General features: G+C 63.6%; 17 protein-coding genes. 5 read left to right on the plus strand and 12 right to left on the minus strand.

Features of this window, described 5'->3' with window-relative positions; translation table 11 throughout:
• Window positions 1-11: 11 nt before the first annotated feature.
• Window positions 12-1739 carry an autotransporter assembly complex family protein gene (locus A6723_RS20155; protein WP_054907914.1) on the minus strand — a complete coding sequence of 576 codons (1728 nt, stop codon included), beginning with the start codon at window positions 1737-1739 and terminating at the stop codon, window positions 12-14.
• Window positions 1740-1819: 80 nt separating this feature from the next.
• Window positions 1820-2467 (minus strand): N-acetyltransferase, encoded by a 648-nt coding sequence (locus A6723_RS20160; protein ID WP_054907913.1) that lies wholly within the window; start codon window positions 2465-2467, stop codon window positions 1820-1822.
• A 129-nt stretch (window positions 2468-2596) separates the two neighbouring features.
• Here A6723_RS20160 and xthA point away from each other — a divergent pair, with 129 nt between their 5' ends.
• The gene (xthA, locus tag A6723_RS20165) at window positions 2597-3409 is read left to right on the plus strand and encodes an exodeoxyribonuclease III (protein WP_054907912.1); all 813 of its coding nucleotides are present in this window, start codon (window positions 2597-2599) and stop codon (window positions 3407-3409) included.
• A 62-nt stretch (window positions 3410-3471) separates the two neighbouring features.
• On the opposite strand, the gene A6723_RS20170 is transcribed toward xthA, so the two are convergent.
• The 4 genes from A6723_RS20170 to A6723_RS20185 form a co-directional block, all read right to left on the minus strand.
• Complete coding sequence (locus tag A6723_RS20170) at window positions 3472-4677, minus strand: hypothetical protein (protein WP_065348199.1); 1206 nt, start codon at window positions 4675-4677, stop codon at window positions 3472-3474.
• A 336-nt stretch (window positions 4678-5013) separates the two neighbouring features.
• Window positions 5014-5637, minus strand: a complete 624-nt coding sequence (locus A6723_RS20175) for a response regulator transcription factor (protein WP_054907910.1) — start codon at window positions 5635-5637, stop codon at window positions 5014-5016.
• A gap of 232 nt (window positions 5638-5869) precedes the next feature.
• Complete coding sequence (locus A6723_RS20180) at window positions 5870-8494, minus strand: hypothetical protein (protein WP_139093024.1); 2625 nt, start codon at window positions 8492-8494, stop codon at window positions 5870-5872.
• A gap of 147 nt (window positions 8495-8641) precedes the next feature.
• On the minus strand, window positions 8642-8884 hold the full coding sequence (locus A6723_RS20185; protein WP_054907968.1) for a hypothetical protein: 243 nt from the start codon (window positions 8882-8884) through the stop codon (window positions 8642-8644).
• Window positions 8885-9081: 197 nt separating this feature from the next.
• Here A6723_RS20185 and A6723_RS20190 point away from each other — a divergent pair, with 197 nt between their 5' ends.
• The 3 genes from A6723_RS20190 (at window position 9082) to A6723_RS20200 (ending at window position 11875) form a co-directional block, all read left to right on the plus strand.
• The gene (locus A6723_RS20190) at window positions 9082-10464 is read left to right on the plus strand and encodes a substrate-binding domain-containing protein (protein ID WP_054907908.1); all 1383 of its coding nucleotides are present in this window, start codon (window positions 9082-9084) and stop codon (window positions 10462-10464) included.
• Window positions 10465-10665: 201 nt separating this feature from the next.
• On the plus strand, window positions 10666-11709 hold the full coding sequence (locus A6723_RS20195; protein WP_054907907.1) for a TerC family protein: 1044 nt from the start codon (window positions 10666-10668) through the stop codon (window positions 11707-11709).
• A complete protein-coding gene (locus A6723_RS20200) occupies window positions 11675-11875 on the plus strand; it encodes a hypothetical protein (protein ID WP_054907906.1) in 201 nt (66 codons plus the stop codon). The genes A6723_RS20195 and A6723_RS20200 overlap by 35 nt, the downstream gene beginning before the upstream one ends.
• A gap of 205 nt (window positions 11876-12080) precedes the next feature.
• On the opposite strand, the gene A6723_RS20205 is transcribed toward A6723_RS20200, so the two are convergent.
• Window positions 12081-13310, minus strand: a complete 1230-nt coding sequence (locus tag A6723_RS20205) for an acyl-CoA dehydrogenase (protein ID WP_054907905.1) — start codon at window positions 13308-13310, stop codon at window positions 12081-12083.
• A 165-nt stretch (window positions 13311-13475) separates the two neighbouring features.
• On the opposite strand from A6723_RS20205, the gene A6723_RS20210 reads away from it, so the two are divergent.
• The gene (locus tag A6723_RS20210; protein ID WP_024765514.1) at window positions 13476-14408 is read left to right on the plus strand and encodes a LysR family transcriptional regulator; all 933 of its coding nucleotides are present in this window, start codon (window positions 13476-13478) and stop codon (window positions 14406-14408) included.
• 236 nt (window positions 14409-14644) lie between these two features.
• Here the strand turns inward: A6723_RS20210 and A6723_RS20215 are convergent, their stop codons facing one another.
• The 5 genes from A6723_RS20215 to A6723_RS32705 form a co-directional block, all read right to left on the minus strand.
• Window positions 14645-15772 carry an acyl-CoA dehydrogenase family protein gene (locus tag A6723_RS20215; protein ID WP_054907904.1) on the minus strand — a complete coding sequence of 376 codons (1128 nt, stop codon included), beginning with the start codon at window positions 15770-15772 and terminating at the stop codon, window positions 14645-14647.
• Window positions 15773-15782: 10 nt separating this feature from the next.
• Complete coding sequence (locus A6723_RS20220; protein WP_054907903.1) at window positions 15783-16967, minus strand: acetyl-CoA C-acyltransferase; 1185 nt, start codon at window positions 16965-16967, stop codon at window positions 15783-15785.
• A gap of 13 nt (window positions 16968-16980) precedes the next feature.
• Complete coding sequence (locus A6723_RS20225) at window positions 16981-17751, minus strand: 3-hydroxyacyl-CoA dehydrogenase (RefSeq protein ID WP_054907902.1); 771 nt, start codon at window positions 17749-17751, stop codon at window positions 16981-16983.
• Between the two features lie 18 nt (window positions 17752-17769).
• Window positions 17770-19434, minus strand: coding sequence for an acyl-CoA synthetase (locus A6723_RS20230; protein WP_054907901.1), 1665 nt, complete (start codon window positions 19432-19434; stop codon window positions 17770-17772).
• Between the two features lie 239 nt (window positions 19435-19673).
• On the minus strand, window positions 19674-19768 hold a 95-nt coding region (locus A6723_RS32705; RefSeq protein ID WP_371914068.1), incomplete at its 5' end, for a hypothetical protein.

Below are 19768 nucleotides of genomic sequence, written 5' to 3' on the forward strand. Positions count from 1 at the left end.
GCCCACGCGACTCACAACTCAGGCCCCATGGAGAAGTGCAGGCGGATGCCGCCGTCCTCATCCAGGCCGTCGGCGAGGTCCAGGCGCAACGGGCCGACCGGGGAAATCCAGCGGATGCCGATACCGACGCCAGTCTTGATCGAGGGGAAGTCCAGCGAGTTGAAGGAGTTGCCCTGGTCGACGAAGGCGGCGATGCGCCAGCGCTCGGCGACGGGGTACTGGTACTCGACGCTGCCGGCGACCATGTAGCGGCCGCCAATGCGGTCGCCATCGGAATTCTTCGGCGACAGCGTCTGGTAGTCGTAGCCACGCACGCTCTGGTCGCCACCGGCGAAAAAGCGCAGCGACGGCGGGATCGCGCTGTAGTCATTGGTCGCGATGCCGCCGACCTGGATGCGTCCGAGCAAGCGCTGCCCTCCCCAGAAACTGGTCACGCCCTTGGCCATGGCGTTGATGTGCGCCACGTCGGCGTCCGCCAGCAGACCTTCCTTGGCGCCCTTCACTTCGAACTGCAGACGGTAGCCCTTGCCGGGGTCGATCTTGTTGTCGGCTTCGAGGATCGAGTAGCCGATCCCCGGCATCAGGAAGCTGCTCAGCCCCGAATCGTCACCCAGCTTGTACTCCTCGCGCTGCCAGTTCAGCGAGACGACCCGCTGCCAGCCGCTGTCGAGTTTGTGGTGCCACTCGCCACCGAGCGTGAGCAGCTTGCTCTCGGTATCCACCAGGTCTTCGTACTGGTAGCCGCTGGTGAAGCGCAGCTTGTCGGTGAGTGGCGGGTCCAGCGGGATCTCGTACCAGGCGCCGACGTTCTGCCGGGGCGCCGAGACTTCCGCCTCAAAGCCCAGGCTATGGCCCTGCGGGTTAACCCAGTGGCGGGTCCAGGTCGCCCGAGCGCGCGGCCCCACGTCCGTCGAGAAGCCGAGGCCAAGCCCCATGGTGCGCGGCTTGCGCGCTTCCAGGTGAACGTGCACCGGCACCACCTCGCCATCAGCATTGGTCGGTGCAGCGTCGACCCGCACGCCATCGAAATAGCCGCTGGATTGCAGAGCCTGGTTGAGATCGGCGATCTGCTCGGAATCGTAGTCGCTGCCTTCCTTGAACGGCACCATGCGCTGCAGCAGGTCCTCGTCGAAGGGGAAATCGCCCGCGAAGTCGACCTTGCCCAGCCGGTAGCGCGGCCCGCTGGCGTAGACCAGCTCGATATCCGCCACACCTGCCTCGGGGTCGATGCGCAACTGCTGCTGGGTGAACTGCCCGCGGAAGAAACCGAAGCGCGAAGCCTGGTTCTGGATCAGCCGCTTGGCGTCCTCGTAGGCGCCGTGGTTGAGCTGCGCGCCAGGCTTCAGGGAATCCCCGCCGGGAACGCGGAAGCTCTTGAGCTTGGCGGCCGGCCCGTCGACTCGCACCGTCACAGTACGCAGGTGCACGGGCTCACCTGGCCGCACATTGATCCGCAGCGTGGGCACCTTGTCATCGGTCACCCGGCCACGGATCCGCGCCTGGTAGTAACCCAAAGCCTGGGCGGCCTTCTGCGCCTGCTCCACGGCATTGCGCCGGAATCTTTGCAGGGCCGCCTGATCACGCTCGCCAAGGCTGCCCACATAGGCCTCGATATTGGCCTTGAGCGCAGCGTTGGCGGGGGTGACACGAACGTCGAGATGGGCTTCGACCGCCAGCGCCCTCTGCAAGCAGAAGGCCATTACCAGCAGCAGCCCAAGCAATCCTTGGACAACTCTCATGGCGCGAAATGCTAGCACGGGTTTTCCCCGCGATGCCTCACCCTAGAGCGTAGGAAACGTCTGAGCGACTGACCGCCGGCCTATCCCGCAGATGCCTTTGCCGCCTCGCGCCCGGCATTCGGATGGAACAGGACATGCTCGCGGATCGGTCCCAGAGCGACTTCGCCGAGTTCCTCGTAGCCGTGGCGCCGATAGAACTCCAGGTACCGTGCGTTACCCGTATCCAGCACCAGCCCTTGCGAGCCACCATCCTCGGCGCACCAGGTATGCAGCGCGTCGAGAAGCTGTTCGCCCAGGTGCTTGCCCTGGAACTCCGGGTGCACGCCAATCAGCGGCAGGATGTGGTATGGCCCCGGCGGCAGGCAGCCAATCACGGCAGCGTGGTAGTCCAGATAGCGCCGGGTGCAGCCCAGGCCGGTGGTCAGCAGCATGCGCATACGCCAGAACCAGCTTTCCGTGACATCCAGGCGACGTTGTGGCGGAACAACCAGCGCCACGCCCACCAGGCGATCGTCGATCAGCAGGCCGATGGCCGGCAACTCCTCGACAAAATGCTGGTTGACCAGCTCACGGACAGTCGCCCGCACACGCTGATCGAAACCGGCTCGGTCGGACTCGAACAGGTAGGCAAAGGTGGGTTCGTGACGATAGGCGTGATAAAGCAGCGAGCGGACTTCACGGCTGTAGCTACCGTCCAGCAGACGGACTTCGGCGAGGGTATCAGGCATGCGGACGCCTCTTCTTGTGAGTTCTTCTTATGGTTATGAGTCCAGCCACAAAACCCTAGCAGCGCCTCGCCGGGGTCGCCAGGGTCCGTCCACCTGGGCTAGCATCGTGCTTTTGCCAGGGCGCCCAGGATGAAAATCGTCTCTTTCAATATCAACGGTTTGCGCGCACGTCCCCACCAGCTCCAGGCGATCATCGAACGCCACCAGCCGGACGTGATCGGCCTGCAGGAAACCAAGGTCGCCGACGAACAGTTCCCCCGCGAGGAAATCGAAGCCCTCGGCTACCACGTGCATTACCACGGGCAGAAAGGCCACTACGGTGTCGCCCTGCTCTCCCGCCAGGAGCCGCTGGAACTGCAGCGCGGCTTCCCCAACGACGGCGAGGAGTCCCAGCGCCGCTTCATCTGGGGCACCTTCAAGGACGCCCAGGGCCAGTTGATCACCGTGATGAACGGCTACTTCCCGCAGGGCGAGAGCCGTGATCATCCGGTGAAGTTCCCGGCCAAACAGCGCTTCTACGCCGACCTCCAGGACCTGCTGGAAACCCGCTTCCAGCCCGACCAGCAACTGATCGTGATGGGCGACATCAATATCTCGCCGGAAGACTGCGACATCGGTATTGGCGAAGAGAATCGCAAGCGCTGGCTGAAGACCGGCAAGTGCAGCTTCCTGCCGGAAGAACGTGAATGGTTGGCGCGCCTCAAGGGCTGGGGCCTGGTGGACAGCTTCCGCCTGCAGAACCCGAGCGTGGACGACCGCTTCAGCTGGTTCGACTATCGCAGTCGCGGCTTCGAGGACACCCCCAAGCGCGGCCTGCGCATCGATGTCATCCTTGCCTCAGAGGCACTGCGCGGGCGCATTGCCGATACCGGTGTGGACTACGATATCCGCGGTATGGAAAAGCCCTCGGACCATGCGCCGATCTGGCTACAGCTGAAGTGACACCCTGAATGATAAAGCCCGGCCAGTGCCGGGCTTTATCATTCCTGGGCTCGGCTTCGGGCTCAGGCCTCTTCCGCGCCGGCTCCGACAGTCTTGCTGATAGCGCTGTAGGTCGTATTGAAGCGTACGGTTTCGTTGAATCCCTTGACGATGGCGCCAAAGCGCTCCTTGGCATCGAGCAGTTGCTTGAAGCGATCTGACAGTTCCGCGCCCTGGCGTTGCAGCCCCACCTCGCGGTCATCCAGCTCCTGCACCCGAGCGCGCAACTGATTCAACTGACGGTCGATACTTTGCTGCTCCTGGCTCAGTACCTCGGCGCGTTTGGTCGTCGCACGATCACGGCTGTCGACTGTTTCCGCAAGCGTCTGCAGCGCGCTGCTGCGCTCCGCGAGTACAGCGGCGTTGTGCTCGGCGATACGTTCGATGCCGTGCTTCTCTTCCTGCAACCGCTGCTCCTGCTGGCTCAGGCGTTCCTCTCGCTCAACCAACTGACGCTCACGCTCAAGCGCCGCCAGACGACGCTCCTCGAGCGCCTCGCGCATTTTCACGATCTCCAGCTTCTGCTGCGACAAGCCATGGGCCATACCCGCCAGGGAATCGAGCGTGGACTGCACATCGTGCAGGACGCCGTCGGTTTCAAGGGTGGACGATTGACGCACACTCACAGCAGACTCCACGGACGCCTGGGCATTTGCGACTCCGGAGCCAGCGGGTTGGGCTTGGGCATTCATGGTGGAGGATTCCTCGTTGGAAAAGTGGAAGGCCGGCCGATCGGCGGGCGAAACGATCGCTACGTCAGCCACATTGCATTCGGCGTCATACCTATTTGCCGGTATCTGGAGCGAATCGAGCAGAATGGCGCCAGCTTCGGCTTCATCGACCACCGAGCAGGCAGACGCTTCGTCGGCAGTGATCGCCAAGGGCTCGATTGAACCGGCGCAACCGGGCTCCACAGGGCTCAGACCCGAGCAGACCGTGGCGAGATCGTCGAGATCCCGCTCCAGGTTTTCGAAAGCCTTCACGGAACGAGGATCAGCGGGCTCCCCAGCCCCAGTCGGAGCGTTAACACGGATCGGGATATACCCCACCGAAACAGCGGGGCGAACCAGGCCTTCAATGGGGGCTGGTTGAGGAGTCAGGAGCCCGGACAGATCCTCCTCGATAGCTGGGGAAAGAAATGCGGTTTCCAGCGCAGACGGCTGAGTGGCGGTCATGACAGACAAGCCCTCTTCCTGATCTCCTTCGTACCGCTTCGCATCTGAAGTCATGAAACGTCCTACCCTGAGGGTAGTCAGCCTCACCGTCCCGGCAGCTCGCTCGACTCTTCGAACAAGGCCAGGAACCTGGTGGTGATGCCGCTTCGAAAGCAGCGGCAATCGGGCCAACTGGATGAGCCGATGGGCTGTCCCGCTCTACGTTGATAGCGTGAGATCAGGACAGGTTGCGGGGAGGATTCTCACAGCCCAACGTCGACGTGGATGTCAGTACATTCCTGCATAGACGAAGGAAAACTATGCAAGACCGCCGAATCATTCGACGCATTCCTACGACAATGCGACCACCGGACTCAGGAAGCGGCAGATAGCTCGAGCGAACCAATGCGTTTAGAGCAGGCCGATCTGCTCGCTTATGCTGAATAGCTCCTCCAGGGTCGTGGCCGACAGTTTCCGCATCAGTTGTCTCCTGTGCTGGCCGATGCTCGCCCCTGACAATGCCAGGACATCCGCCAGTGCCGCGACAGAGCGCCCCCTGCGCAAGCCATAGAGAACAGCCACCAGGTGGGTGGGAAGAGCCAGCGCGGACTCCAATCGGGGATCACGGTCCAGCGGCAGATGCCCGTGCTCGGGAAATATCTTCCCGCCCGCAAGAACGGCGTCGACAGCTCGGCCGATCAGGGTCGGACGGTCGTCCATCAGCAGAAATCCCGACACGCCGATGCGAATCGCCCGTTGAATATTCAGGGGCGAACCCAGGCTGGAACAGACCAGCACCGGTGTAGTGGGCTTGAGTCGACCATCTCGCCGGAGCATGGTGACCAGCTCCATGCCATGAATGTCCGGCAACTCCAGGGTCACCACCAGGAGGTCGCAGTTACTGATATCCAGGCCAATCAAGGCTTGACGTGCAAACTTGAAATGCACATCACACTGATGACCGTGATCCAGCAGAAACCGGCGAAGTGCGATGAAGTCACGCCGCAACGGTTCGATGAGAACTACGCGGGCCATGTTCCTCCTTGCAGCGAAGGCCCTACGGGCTGGGTACGACGTGGCGTATCGACAGAAGATGCCGTCGCAGTCGTTCCCGCAGAATGTCATTGAATGGCTGGGGCACCGGAACCCGTGGCTGTCAAATACGCGTAAACGGACCAATCCCGGTCTCGACAACGCCCTATGCGACAGCGCACCCGCTGCAACAGCATCTCAGCCGGTAGGGCTTCCGCCCCACCGGCCGGACAGGTCACTCGGTAACCGTCTTGGAAATGGCAGACAAGGTGCTGTTGAACTGCACCGTCTCGTTGAAGCTCTTGACGATGGTGCTGAATTTATCCTTGGCGCTCTGCAACTGCTTGAGCCTAACCGCCAGTTCATCGGTCTTGCGCTTGAGTGCGCTTTCACGCTCATCCAACTCGCTCGCACGGCCACGCAGGCTGGCCGAGTGCTCATCAATGCGCTGTTGCTCCAGTTGGATGGACTCGGCACGCTTGAGAGTAGTCTTGTCGCGCATATCGACTGTCTGGGCCAATTCCTTGAGTGCTTCGCTGCGCTCAGCCAGCAGGCGATTGTTTTCGGCAGCCATGCGATCCAGATTGGTCTTGGCCTCCTTGAGGTGGTTCTCCAGTTGCTGCAGACGCTCTTCCTTGTCAGCCGCGAGGCGTTCGCGCTCCTGCAACTGGTTGTTCCAGTGCTCCAGCTCTTCCTGCAAGCGGCCGGCGGCCTGCTTCTGCTGGGTGAGCCCCTGGGCCATGCCAGCGAGGGAGTTGAGGGTACTCTGGACGTCAGACAGGACATCTTCCGGATCGGCCTCGAGCTGAGGCACATTCAGCACAGCCGACACCTCCTGCAATTCCACCGAGGTTACTGGGGCAGCCGTTTCCTGCACATCTGCCTCAGCCATCTCATTGTGCACATGGGTCATTTCAGTTTCCTTATGGATAAATATCCCCTGAAGCACCGCCGCCTCAAGGTAGTTGTCAGCCAATGGCTTGGCCTCGACTGCGGGAGCCGCAAGAGACACGGTTGACTGGGTGTATCTCGCCGTCGCGACATCAATCGAACCAATGCCCACAAATTCCGACCTTTCGCCGATGCGGCCTCGCGGCTGGCTGTAGATCTGGTCGTGAGTGGGGTCGGAAACCGCCAGCGTTGCCAGCGCGTCCTCAAGGCTTGCGATGATCGGCTCCAGGGCCACTTCGGCATGAGCAGTGCTGGAATCGGAAACGCCGGGCTCCGCCATCAAGTGCTCGGACTGACTTCCCGAGGCCAGGGCCTCCTGGAAAATTAAGGTTTCCACCGGCACGTCTCGTTCCGGTTCGAAAAGCTCGGCAGACTCCGCCGCCACTTGCACGGCAGGAGCAGCTTCCTCCAGCGGCTCCAGATCCTCGGCAAGGATGCTGGTCGCCACCTCCGGTTCGAGTGATGCGATTGGTTCCACCACATGGATCAACAACGGTTCGACATCCATCGCCCCCTCGTGCAGGGAGGCCTGGACATCATCCGGTTCAGGGGACTTTTCCATCTGCCCGACTCTGTGCTCGACGAATTCCTGCTGTTCGAGCTCATTCGGAATATCGGCACTAATCGCCTCGACGACCGGAATCTCGGAAGGCTCGCTCGAATCCTGCAAAGGCAGCAAAAGCTCGAGATGCTCGTCGTCGATCTGCTCAGCAAGATCGACACCCACCGACACCTCTGTCGGCTGGCATTCGAGAGAAGGCTCGTACACTGCGCTCCCTTCGTGGGCAGCGGTTTCGGATTGCTGAGTCTTGGCCGGCTCCAGAGTCCCCGGGACATCTGGCTCGGCCTGCTCGACCGAAGCGAGTAGTACGGTCTCAACAGAAGGGACGCTGGCCGCTTTTTCGGAGTCCTGCCAGACCGGAGTTGCGGTTGGTTCAGACGTCGACGCGACAGGCTCTGCTACGGTGGGCTCGTGTACCGCGGTAATAGCAGGTTGGCGCTCGGTGGCGGCCTCCTGTTCCGGCAGGAGCGACTTGGACGGTTCGATTGCTGTCGACTCATCGTCAACAACCTGTTTCGACGCGTCAGCCGCAATGCTCTCGATGCTCTCCACCTCAGTGGAAGCAACCGAATCAGCAGGCTCGATTCCAATTGTTGATTGCATCGAAACCGGCTCTGAGACTGGTGTGGAGTCATCGTCGGCAGCAGACGGCGACTCCACGACTTGCAATCCGCCCGTCACGGAGCCTTCGGAACCCTGCGGCGCGACCGGCTCTGCAGCAGTGCCTTCCGCGTGTTGTGCGGGCTCGGCCTCTCCGACCTTTTCACCCTGCTGTACCGCGCTATTCGTGGGATCCAGGAAGTCCGCATCCAGAACTTCTGACGGCACGGCATCCATCGAGGCGCCGCTGAGAATCGCGTCTGCGTCACTGGGCAGGCCATCGAGCAGTTCCTGATCACCAGCGGAACCAGACAGGTCCTCGCTGCCATCAATGGCGGCCCGTTCCTGCTCTCTCTTCAATCGCGACAACCGGGCGAACTGTGCGAAATCCGGAATCATCTCCGAACTCCACTCAAAGGCCAGGTCTGCCAACGCCGAACCGGCCTGCGGCGTCTCTACTGGCGGCGGAGCCTGCTTCGCGGCCTCGCTCTGACGGCTACCTGCAGGTTCGGCCTTGCGCCGTTTAAATACCCCGGCCCTTGCCAGCAGGTTCAACCATGACTGCATTTGTTGGGTCGACAGCCTGATGCCCTTGAAGGTCAACTCCCGCGGATACATCACACTCAATGTCCGCCGGCGCCACGGGCGCCCCCAGTGATTGGCAGAAGCGCTGTGTACAGCCAGGGAAATCAGCTTTACAGGATGCTCGGGGCCAACCGGCGTTGGTGCACTACTGGACTGAGTCATGATTCATTTCCGGCGGGGATGTTAAAACCGCGCAAGTTTCGCTTGGCCGGAAAACTGGCGTTATCAGGCAATCCTGATGAGCCGGAAGAATTTTCCCATCACCCGTTCATTGGAACTGCGTTGTTTCCGTCTCGCGACGGCAGGCCATCAACTGCGGGGGAAATCGTGCGACGGTTTCGGAGTGAGGCTGCCTGGCGAGTTCCCGCGCACAGCACCAATCAGGTCGAGTACCGTCGTCAGGACAAACAACGGGGCGACCAGCCACAGCGTCGAAGACGCGCTTTCCAACATCGATTCAGGTGCCACCAGCAAAGTTGCAGCCATCAGCGCCACCAGCAGGATGAGGACCAGCTTCATCAGAAGCGACGAAAAATCGAGAATCTCGTCCATTTTGTTCTCCGGCATGCCCGTACTGAGGGAGCTGTATAGCCCTGCCGGCACGGAGCCGAAATCGGAAACATCCGACAACCCACCAGTCATATCCGAAGGCAGCGACAAACGCTCTGCGCCGCAGCGAAGCGTCATATCGATGCAATGATTCCGACTTAATCTGCCGCGCCAACGATGCCTCAAATGGAAGTTGACCCATGCAGTACAAGTCGAGCCCCAGCGATGCCCAACCCTGGCCCGTGACCATCGCCTGGCTCACCATCGCCTTCATCTGCTACGCATTCCCCTGGTCGGCATTCGCCGCCCTGCCCTCGTCCCAGGGCGGCGAGCCGGTGCTGCGCATCCAGGGTTCCAACACCATCGGCGCACACCTGCTGCCGGAGCTGGTGAAAGGCCTGCTGGTCAGCGAGGGCTACAGCGACGTCACTGCCAAGCCGGGCAAGGCGGAGAACGAACAGCGAATCATCGGTCGCACCCAGGACGGCAAGGAGGCCATCGTCGACCTGGCCGCCCACGGTTCCAGCACTGGCTTCGTCGCCCTGAAGGACAACAGTGCCGAGCTGGCAGCCGCCTCGCGCCCGATCAAGGACGCCGAAGTCGCAGGCCTCTCGGCATCGGGCAACCTGCGCAGCGCCAAGGCCGAACAGGTGATCGGCATCGATGGCCTGGCGATCATCGTCAACGCAGCCAACCCACTGGATGAACTGACCACCGATACGCTGGCGAAGATCTTTTCCGGCGAGGTGAAAACCTGGGAAGAGATTGGCGGGCGCGGCGGTGCCATTCGCCTGTATTCCCGCGACGACAACTCCGGCACCTTCGATACCTTCAAGGAGCTTGTCCTCGCGAGTCACGGCAAGGCGCTGGCCAGTGGTGTCCAGCGTTTCGAATCCAGCGACCAGTTGTCCGCCGAAGTGAGCAAGGACCCGCAGGGCATTGGCTTCGTCGGCCTGTCGTCCGTCCAGCATGCCAAGGCGCTGCGCATTGCCGACGGCGACTCCCAGGCCATGCCGCCATCGACCACGCTGATCGCCACCGAGGACTACCCACTGTCGCGCCGTCTGTTCCTCTACATGAAGCCCGAAGAGCCGAACCGCTGGGCCCGCGCCCTGCTGCAGTTCGCCCAGGGTGACAAGGGCCAGGCCCTGGTCAGCGCCAGCGGCTTCGTCGGCCAGCGTGTACAGGCAGTGAAGATGGCACCGCGTGCCAGCATGCCGGAGAACTATCAGGCCCTGGCGCGAGACGCCGAGCGCCTGTCGGTGAACTTCCGTTTCCGCGAAGGCAGTGCAACCCTGGACAACAAGGCACAGCGCGATATCGACCGTCTGCTCGCCTACCTTCAGCAGGCCGGCAAGATGAACAAGCAGGCGGTGCTGGTCGGCTTCGGCGATCCCAAGCAGGACCCGGCGCGCGCCGAACTGCTATCCAAGCTGCGCGCCATGGCCGTGCGCCGTGAACTGGCCAAGGAAGGCGTGATGTTCCGCGAGATCAGCGGGATGGGCGATGCCCTTCCGGTGGCAGCCAACAGCGATAACGACGGCCGGGTGAAGAATCGCCGCGTCGAAGTCTGGGTCTACTGACCCCTCTGGCGCTCAACGTCTAGACTGTTTGAAGGAAGCTGATCGCCTGGTCTGGAAATGCTGTAGGAACTTGTTACGTTCCTTCGCTTGTCTCTGCCGGGCGCTCTGCTATTTTCCCGCCAGTGACGCCGGGCCCCTCTGACGGTTGCCAACCGCCATGTCGGAGTCACTTTTCGACAACGACACTAAGGGAGGGGCCAAATGACAGCTCTGCACGCCTTTTTGACCGAACCATTCCTCGGAACCGCCACCTGGTTCTGGCTGGCCTTCCTGGCCATCGTGATTCTTCTCCTCGTACTCGACCTGGGTGTCCTGCAACGCGATCACCATGAGATCGGCGTGCGCGAGAGCCTGATGCTTTCCGCCGGCTACTTCGCCTGCGGCCTGGCCTTCGGTGGCTGGGTCTGGTACGAGTTCGGTGCCACCAGCGCGGTGGAGTACTACACCGGTTTCCTCGTCGAACAGTCGCTATCGATGGACAACGTGTTCGTCATGGCGATGATCTTCGGCTTCTTCGGCATCCCTCGCCGTTACCAGCACCAGGTCCTGTTCTGGGGCATTCTCGGCGCCATCGTCATGCGTGCGCTGATGATCGGCCTGGGCGCCGCGCTGGTGAAGGAATTCGAGTGGATCATGTATGTGTTCGGCGCCTTCCTGCTGTTCAGCGGCGTGAAGATGCTGTTCGCCAAGCATGACGCCGAGCCGGACCTGGCCAACAACCCGGTGCTGAAGTTCCTGCGCAAGCGTATCCGCATGACCGACACCCTTCACGAGCACCACTTCTTCGTGAAGATGCCGGACGCCTCGGGCAAGCTGGTGCGCTACGCCACACCGCTGTTCCTGGCGCTGATCCTGATCGAACTGGCCGACCTGGTGTTCGCCGTCGACAGCGTGCCGGCGATCTTCGCCATCACCCAGGACCCGTTCATCGTCTACACCTCGAACATCTTCGCCATCCTCGGCCTGCGCGCCCTGTACTTCTCGCTGGCGGCGATGATCCATCGTTTCGTGTACCTCAAGTACGCCCTGGCGCTGGTCCTGGTGTTCATCGGCACGAAGATTTTCCTGCATGGATTCATCGGCAAGGTTCCCGCCGCCCTGTCCCTTGGCGTAACCTTCGGCCTTTTGGCGGGTGGCATACTGCTATCCTTGCTCAAGACGCGCCGGACCAGCGAGGAACCGCTGGAAATCGTCAGCCAGGAGAGGATCCATGCAAGCGCTGGAGGTGAGGATCGAAGCCGTTGAGTTTCGCGGCCGGGCCTATTGGCAGGTCCGTCTCGGTCGTCGCGCGCTGCGCTTTCCCCACGAGGCCGCTGCGCGGGCCTTCGCCGCCCAATTGCACACGCGGCGGGAATGGTTGATCGAGCAGCGAGCGAAGACCGACGGGCCCGAACCCTCTCCCCTGCAATGAATGAACAAGGCCAGCGCAAGCTGGCCTTGTGCTTTGTCAGTCGGGCCCGACCGGCGCCTGAAAGCGCGGACTTTCTCCGCGACAGGTTTCCGGCAGCTCGGAGCCAGCCTGATGCACATCGCGGACGGAGTCCGCTCCTACGAAAGCGCCATGACCCACCAATGAAAAGGCCCGCATCAGCGGGCCTTTTCATTGGGACTAACGATCAGTGGCTACTACGCAGCGCGTCACGCGGCACGTACTTGCCGATCTCGTATTTGCCGATGGCCGCACGGTGCACCTCGTCCGGGCCGTCGGCCAGGCGCAGGGTGCGCTGCATGGCGTACCAGTAGGCCAGGGGGAAGTCATTGGAGACGCCGGCGCCACCGTGCATCTGGATGGCGCGGTCGATCACCTGCAGGGCGACGTTGGGCGCGACGACCTTGATCTGGGCAATCTCGCTCTGGGCAAACTTGTTGCCGGCCTTGTCCATCATGTATGCGGCATTGAGGGTCAGCAGGCGCGCCTGGTTGATCTCGATGCGCGAGTTGGCGATGTGGTCGATGTTGCCACCCAGGCGTGCCAGCGGCTTGCCGAAGGCGGTGCGACTGACGGAGCGCTTGCACATCAGTTCCAGCGCGCGCTCGGCCATGCCGATGGAGCGCATGCAGTGGTGGATGCGGCCTGGGCCGAGGCGGCCCTGGGCGATCTCGAAGCCGCGGCCTTCGCCGAGCAGGACGTTCTCGTAGGGCACGCGGACGTTCTCGAACAGCACTTCGGCGTGGCCGTGCGGAGCGTCGTCGTAGCCGAATACCGGCAGCGGACGGAGGATCTTCACGCCGGGGGCGTCAGTGGGCACCAGGATCATCGAGTGCTGCTGGTGACGCGGCGCGTCCGGATTGGTCAGGCCCATGAAGATCATGATCTTGCAGCGCGGATCGCAGGCGCCGGAGGTCCACCACTTGCGGCCGTTGATGACCCACTCGTCGCCATCGCGCACGGCGTTGGCCTGCATGTTGGTGGCGTCGGAAGAAGCCACACCCGGCTCGGTCATGGCGAAGGCCGAGCGGATCTCGCCACGCAGCAGCGGCTCCAGCCAGGTGCGCTTGTGCTCTTCGGAGCCGTAGCGCACCAGCACTTCCATGTTGCCGGTGTCGGGAGCTGCACAGTTGAACGGTTCGGAGCCGATCAGCGAGCGCCCCATGATCTCGGCCAGCGGTGCGTATTCCATGTTGGTCAGGCCAGCGCCCAGCTCGGACTCGGGCAGGAACAGGTTCCACAGGCCTTCGGCTTTCGCCTTGGCCTTGAGGTCTTCCATGATTTGCGTGGGCTGCCAGCGGTCACCCTGGGCCACTTGCTCCTCGAACACCTTTTCGGCGGGATAGACGTTGGCTTCCATGAACGCGGTGAGGCGCTCACGCAGGTCCTGAACCTTGGCGGAATAAGCGAAATCCATGGGGGCTAACCTTCTGGCGGCGGTTGTTTGTGTGGAGTGATGCTAGAACAGCGGGAAGGATTTACCCAGCCTATTATCCGAATCGATGAACATTCATAACCCATATGGACCTGGGCGCAGGTTCGGGTATGATCGGGCCAAAACAATGACAAGCGGAGCCCTGGAATGAACCTCAGCAAGGTCGATCTGAACCTGTTCATCGTCTTCGACGCGATCTACACCGAAGCCAACCTGACCCGCGCCGGACAGATAGTCGGAATCACCCAGCCCGCCGTCTCCAACGCCCTCGCCCGCCTGCGCGAAACCTTCAACGACCCGCTGTTCGTGCGCACCGCGCAAGGCATGGTGCCCACGCCCATGGCGCAGAACATCATCGGGCCGGTGCGCAACGCGCTGCAGCTGCTGCGCGTGTCGGTGCAGGAAAGCCGTACCTTCACCCCGACCCAGGCGAACAAGACCTACCGCATCAGCATGACCGACCTCACCGAGGCCATCGTCCTGCCACCGCTGTTCCAGCGCCTGCGCCGCCAGGCACCAAATGTGCACATCGAGAGCTTCCTCTCCAAGCGCCGCGAAACCACCAAGGAGCTGGCCGCCGGGCGCCTGGACTTCGCCGTGGACGCGCCGCTGAACACCGACCCGCAGGTGCGCCACGTCAAACTGATGGAAGACCGCTACGTCTGCGCCATGCGCCAGGGCCATGCACTGGCCAAGGACAAGGTGACGCTGGAGGAGTACCTGTCGGTGGCGCACATCCAGATTTCCAGCCGCCGCAGCGGCCTGGGCTACGTCGACTTGTCGCTGGGCAAGATGGGCCTGCAACGCAAGATCGCCCTGCGTTCGCAGCACTACCTGATGGCGTCCACCGTGGTGCAGCAGACCGACATGGTGGTCACCGTGCCCGAGCGCTTCGCCCGCCACCACGGCCTGCACTTCGTCGACCTGCCGGTGAATGACGTGCCCAAGCTGGAAACCCACCTGTACTGGCACGAAAGCACCGACCAGGACCCGGCCAACCGCTGGATGCGCGAGCAGATCATCGAGTTGTGCCAGCAGGTGACCGCACGCGAAGCGCGCGAGGCGGCGGAGCGCGCCTGATGTCTGGGGCGATGCCCATTGATGGGTATCGCTTCGCTCCACGCCATCCTGCGTAGCACATTGCAGAAGCGAGGTTGCTCGCAGACATTGCTCGCCGGTAACTCGACGGTTGGGCGGTTCGCGAGCGAGCTCGCTCCTACAGAAAGCAAAGGCGTCAGGTTCGACAAGCCACCTGCAGACCCCGCCCTGCCGAAGTGCCTGTCCAACGAACAGGCCGGGGTCTGCCGGCGAACCCTTTACAGACTCCGCGCGATCACCAGCCGCTGCACGTCGCTGGTGCCTTCGTAGATCTGGCATACGCGCACGTCGCGGTAGATGCGCTCTACCGGGTAGTCCTGCAGATAACCGTAACCGCCGAGGGTCTGGATCGCTGCGGAGCACACGCGCTCGGCCATTTCCGAGGCGAACAGCTTGGCCATGGAGGCCTCGGTCAGGCACGGCAGGCCAGCTTCGCGCAGGCTGGCGGCGTGGTGGACCATCTGCCGCGCCACGGCTATCTCGGTGGCCATGTCGCTTAAGCGGAAGGCCACCGCCTGGTGCTGGATGATCGGCTTGCCGAAGGTTTCGCGCTCGTGGGCGTAGTCGCGGGCGTACTCGAACGCGGCGCGGGCCATGCCGACGGCTTGCGAAGCGATGCCGATGCGCCCGCCTTCCAGGTTCGCCAGGGCAATGGCGTAGCCCTGCCCCTCCTCGCCCAGCCGGTAGCTGGCGGGGATGCGCACATCGTCGAACGCGATCTGGCAGGTGTCCGAGGCATGCTGGCCGAGCTTGTCCTCGACACGCACCACGCGGTAGCCGGGCGTATCGGTCGGCACGATGAAGGCGCTGATACCCTTCTTGCCCGCCGCCGCATCGGTCACTGCGAAGACGATCACCACGCCGGCATGGCTGCCGGAGGTGATGAACTGCTTGCTGCCGTTCAGCACGTAATGCTCGCCGTCGCGGCGCGCGCGGGTCTTGAGGAAGCTGGCGTCGGAGCCGGCCTGCGGTTCGGTCAGGGCAAAGGCGCCAATCATTTCGCCACGCGCCTGGGGCACGAGGAACTGGCGCTTCTGCTCGTCGTTGCCGAACTTGGCGATGGGCATGCAGCCCACCGAGTTGTGCACGCTCATGATGGTCGAGCAGGCGCCGTCGCCGGCGGCGATCTCTTCCAGCGCCATGGCGTAGGCCAGGTGGCCGGTCTGCGCACCGCCCCACTCCTCCGCCACCAGCATGCCGAGGAAGCCGAGGTCGGCCATTTCCTTGATCGCTTCCGCGGGGAAACGGTGCTCACGGTCCCAGTCGGCGGCGAAGGGTTTCAGCCGCTCCTGGGCGAACTGTCGGGCAACGTCGCGGATCTGGATGTCTTCTTCACTGGGAATCATGGTTGGCTCCTTACGCCAGGCGCTCGACCGCAATGGCCGTGGCTTCGCCGCCGCCGATGCACACCGAGGCCACACCGCGCTTGAGGTCGTACTGCTTGAGCGCCGACAGCAGGGTCACGATCACCCGCGCCCCAGAGGCACCAATGGGGTGGCCGAGGGCGCAGGCGCCGCCGTGGACGTTGAGCTTGTCGTGAGGAATATCCAGCTCGCGCATGGCGGCCATGGCGACCACGGCGAAGGCTTCGTTGACCTCGAACAGGTCGACATCACCGATGGCCCAGCCGGTGCGTTGCAGCAGGCGGTTCACCGCGCCCACCGGAGCGGTCGGGAACAGGTTCGGCGCATCGGCGAAGGACGCGTGGCCACGGATCGCGGCCAGCGGCGTGAGGCCGCGTTTCTCGGCTTCGGACAGACGCATCAGCACCAGCGCGGCGGCGCCGTCGGAGATGGAGCTGGCATTCGCCGCCGTCACGGTACCGCCGTCGCGGAACGCCGGTTTCAGGGTGGGAATCTTGTCCGGGCGCGCCTTGGGCGGCTGTTCGTCCTGGCTGATTTCGCGGGTTTCCTTGCCGGCCTTGACGGTCACCGCGACGATTTCCGCCGCGAAGCGGCCTTCGCTCATGGCCTTCTGCGCGCGGGTCAGCGAAGCGATGGCGTAGTCGTCCTGTTGCTGGCGGGTGAAGCCGTATTTCTCGGCGCAGTCCTCGGCGAAGGTGCCCATCAGGCGGCCCTTGTCGTAGGCGTCTTCGAGGCCGTCGAGGAACATGTGGTCAAGCACCTTGCCGTGGCCCATGCGGTAGCCGCTGCGGGCGCGCTCCAGCAGGTACGGCGCGTTGGACATGCTCTCCATACCGCCGGCCAAAGCCACGCGGGCGCTGCCGGCGAGGATGGCGTCATGGGCCATCATTGCGGCCTTCATGCCCGAGCCGCACATCTTGTTCACCGTGGAGCACGGCGTGCCGCGCGCCAGGCCCGCGCCCAGCACTGCCTGGCGCGCCGGCGCCTGGCCCTGCCCGGCGGAGAGCACGCAGCCGAGTACCGCTTCGTCCACCTCTTCGGCGCCCAGGCGGGCACGTTCGACGGCCGCGCGGATCGCGGCCGCGCCGAGGGTGGCGGCGGTGACGTCCTTGAAGTCGCCGAGGAAGCCGCCCATGGGCGTACGGGCGGCGCTGACGATAACGATGGGATCGTTCATGAGCTGTCTCCTCTTACTTCGCGGCCATGCGGATGGCGCCGTCGAGGCGGATCACTTCGCCGTTGAGCATGCTGTTCTCGATGATGTGCCGGGCCAGCGCGGCGTACTCGTCGGGACGACCGAGGCGCGGCGGGAACGGCACGCTGGCGCCGAGGGAGTCCCGGACTTCCTGGGGCATGGCGGCCATCATCGGCGTCTCGAAGATGCCGGGAGCAATGGTCATCACGCGAATGCCCGAGCGCGCCAGTTCGCGGGCGATCGGCAGGGTCATGCCGACCACGGCGCTCTTGGAGGCGGAATACGCGGCCTGGCCGATCTGCCCGTCGAAGGCCGCCACCGAGGCGGTGTTGATGATGATGCCGCGCTCGCCGCCGGCATCGGGCTGATTCTGCGCCATGGCTTCAGCGGCCAGGCGCAGCATGTTGAAGGTGCCGATCAGGTTGATGTTGATGGTGCGGGCGAAGCTTTCCAGCCCGTGCACGCCATTGCGCCCGATGACCTTTTCCGCCGGGGCCACGCCCGCGCAGTTGGCCAGCCCATGCAGCGCGCCGAAGGCGTCGAGGGCGAGTTGCACGGCGGCCTTGCCGTCCGCCTCGCTGCACACGTCGGTGCGGATGAAACGCGCATTGGCTTCGCCCAGTTCGGCGGCCTGGGCCGCGCCGGCTTCGGCGTTGATGTCGGCCAGCACTACCTTGGCACCTGCGGACACCAGCAGTTTCGCCGTGGCGGCGCCGAGGCCGGAGCCGCCGCCAGTGATCAGGAATACCTTGTTCTGGATCTGCATGAAGTCTCTCCGCTGTACTTAGTGAGCTGCCGCTTTCTCGGCCGCTTCGCGTTGCCTGGCGATCTCCTGGTTGCGCAGGAGGAAGCGCTGGATCTTGCCGCTGGGGGTCTTGGGCAGTTCGTCGACGAACTCCACTTCCCGCGGGTAGCTGTGCGCCGACAGTCGCTTGCGCACGTACTGTTGTAGTTCCTCGGCCAGCTCCACGCCCGGCCGGTAGGACGAGCAGAGCACCACGAAGGCTTTCACCAGTTCGGTGCGTTCCGGGTCCGGCTTGCCGATGACCGCCGCCTCGATCACTGCCGGGTGTTCGATCAGCGCGCTTTCCACGTCGAACGGGCCGACGCGGTAGCCGGAGGTGGTGATCAGGTCATCGGCGCGGCCGACGAAGCTGATGCTGCCGTCAGCGTTCAACTCGACGGTATCGCCGCTCAGGTAGTAGTCGCCGACGAAGGACTTGGTCTGCATGCCCTGGTAGCCGGCGAACCACATCATCGGCGAACGCTTGCGGTCCATGGCGAGGACACCGGGCTGGCCGGCGGGCAGCTCGTTGCCCTGCTCGTCCAGCACCACCACGCGGTGGCCGGGAATGGAGAAGCCGGCAGCGCCCAGGTGCACCGGATGTTCCAGCTCGTGGTGGTTCGCCAGCACCATGCCCAGCTCGGTCTGGCCGTAATGGTCGTGGATGGTCACGCCCAGTTCGCTGGCGAACCAGCGGATCACTTCCGGGGTCAGCGGCTCGCCGGCGCTGCTTACCGCGCGCAGGCGCCCCTTGAGCGGTTTGGACACTGCCTCGCCAGCGGCGATCAACAGGCGGTACGCGGTAGGCGAGCCGGCCAGGTTGGTGATGGCATACTTGCGCACGATGCGGCAGGTGCTCTCCACCGTGAACGCGCCTTCGTAGAAGGTGATCGGATGCCCCATGGCCAGCGGCCCGGTAACGCCGTAGTAGAGGCCGTATGCCCAGCCTGGATCGGCCAGGTTCCAGAACGAATCCTCCTCGCGCAGGCCCACTGCGTCGCGCATGTAGCCAACGAAGGCGACGATGGCTTTCAGCGGCACGGCCAGCGGCTTGGCCAGCCCGGTGGTACCGGAGGTGAACATCAGCAGGAAGGTGTCCTCGCCGCTGCGCAGGACAGGTTCGAAGTCCGCTGAGTGGCGTTCCAGTTCGGCCCAGAAGCTGTAGTCGCCATGGCGGATGCCCTGCCCCTTCGGCCCGCCGACGGTCACCTGTATGGGCGCGTCGGGTACTTCGTCCAGCTTGCTGCGGTTGGCTCCGTCAGTGACGACCACCTTGCTGCCGGCCAGCTTCACGCGATGCTCGATGGCTTTCGGCCCGAAGGCGGTGAACAGCGGCTGGTAGACCGCGCCCAGGCGCCAGGTGCCGAGCACGGTGATCAGCAGTTCCGGGGTGCGCGGCAGCATGCCGGACACCACATCGCCGGGGCGCACGCCAAGGCTGTGCAGGAAGCTGGCGAAGCGACCTGAGAGTTCTTTCAGTTGAGTGAAGGTGTAGGCGGCGCTGTCGCCGTCCTTGCCCTCCCAGAACAGCGCAATGCGGCCAGGGATGGCGTGGCGGTCGCAGCATTCGACACAGGCGTTGAGGGCGTCGAGGTTGCCGGCCAGGGTGGCATCGGCGGTGGCGCGGTAATCGAATTCGCCAGCAGCGGCGGAATGGGAACGCATCACTTGGGACTCCCGGGTTGTTCTTGTTGGAGTCCCCTGATGTTCCCGCCGTGCGCGAACGCGGGCAATGTCGAAAGCCGCCAATCTGGATGAGCGGATTGGACAGCCCGGCAAGTGCTTTTGTAGGGCGCATAACGCGCCAGCGTTATCCGCCGCTGGTTGAGCGGCGGATAACCTGTTCCAGGTTATTCGCCCTACGGTGTGACCGGCCTGCCTTCCTCAGATGGCAGGCCCGGAACTCAAACGCGGAACTGATCCATCAACCCCTGCTGATGGTTCGCCAGCTTGTTCAGCGACTGGCTTACCTGCGCCGATTCCTGCGCCTGGCTGGACA

Origin of the sequence: Pseudomonas sp. AU11447 (genome assembly GCF_001672555.2) — a bacterium.
GTDB classification, from domain to species: Bacteria; Pseudomonadota; Gammaproteobacteria; order Pseudomonadales; family Pseudomonadaceae; genus Pseudomonas; species Pseudomonas nitroreducens.

Coding starts and splice junctions, on each gene's coding strand:
- A6723_RS20195 (WP_054907907.1), top strand. CDS start 10,666: ATGACAGCTCTGCACGCCTTTTTGACCGAACCATTCCTCGGAACCGCC.
- A6723_RS20220 (WP_054907903.1), bottom strand. CDS start 16,967: ATGAACGATCCCATCGTTATCGTCAGCGCCGCCCGTACGCCCATGGGC.
- A6723_RS20155 (WP_054907914.1), bottom strand. CDS start 1,739: ATGAGAGTTGTCCAAGGATTGCTTGGGCTGCTGCTGGTAATGGCCTTC.
- A6723_RS20225 (WP_054907902.1), bottom strand. CDS start 17,751: ATGCAGATCCAGAACAAGGTATTCCTGATCACTGGCGGCGGCTCCGGC.
- A6723_RS20230 (WP_054907901.1), bottom strand. CDS start 19,434: ATGCGTTCCCATTCCGCCGCTGCTGGCGAATTCGATTACCGCGCCACC.
- A6723_RS20205 (WP_054907905.1), bottom strand. CDS start 13,310: ATGGATTTCGCTTATTCCGCCAAGGTTCAGGACCTGCGTGAGCGCCTC.
- A6723_RS20210 (WP_024765514.1), top strand. CDS start 13,476: ATGAACCTCAGCAAGGTCGATCTGAACCTGTTCATCGTCTTCGACGCG.
- A6723_RS20185 (WP_054907968.1), bottom strand. CDS start 8,884: ATGGACGAGATTCTCGATTTTTCGTCGCTTCTGATGAAGCTGGTCCTC.
- A6723_RS20200 (WP_054907906.1), top strand. CDS start 11,675: ATGCAAGCGCTGGAGGTGAGGATCGAAGCCGTTGAGTTTCGCGGCCGG.
- A6723_RS20170 (WP_065348199.1), bottom strand. CDS start 4,677: ATGACTTCAGATGCGAAGCGGTACGAAGGAGATCAGGAAGAGGGCTTG.
- A6723_RS20215 (WP_054907904.1), bottom strand. CDS start 15,772: ATGATTCCCAGTGAAGAAGACATCCAGATCCGCGACGTTGCCCGACAG.
- A6723_RS20190 (WP_054907908.1), top strand. CDS start 9,082: ATGCAGTACAAGTCGAGCCCCAGCGATGCCCAACCCTGGCCCGTGACC.
- xthA (WP_054907912.1), top strand. CDS start 2,597: ATGAAAATCGTCTCTTTCAATATCAACGGTTTGCGCGCACGTCCCCAC.
- A6723_RS20175 (WP_054907910.1), bottom strand. CDS start 5,637: ATGGCCCGCGTAGTTCTCATCGAACCGTTGCGGCGTGACTTCATCGCA.
- A6723_RS20160 (WP_054907913.1), bottom strand. CDS start 2,467: ATGCCTGATACCCTCGCCGAAGTCCGTCTGCTGGACGGTAGCTACAGC.
- A6723_RS20180 (WP_139093024.1), bottom strand. CDS start 8,494: ATGACTCAGTCCAGTAGTGCACCAACGCCGGTTGGCCCCGAGCATCCT.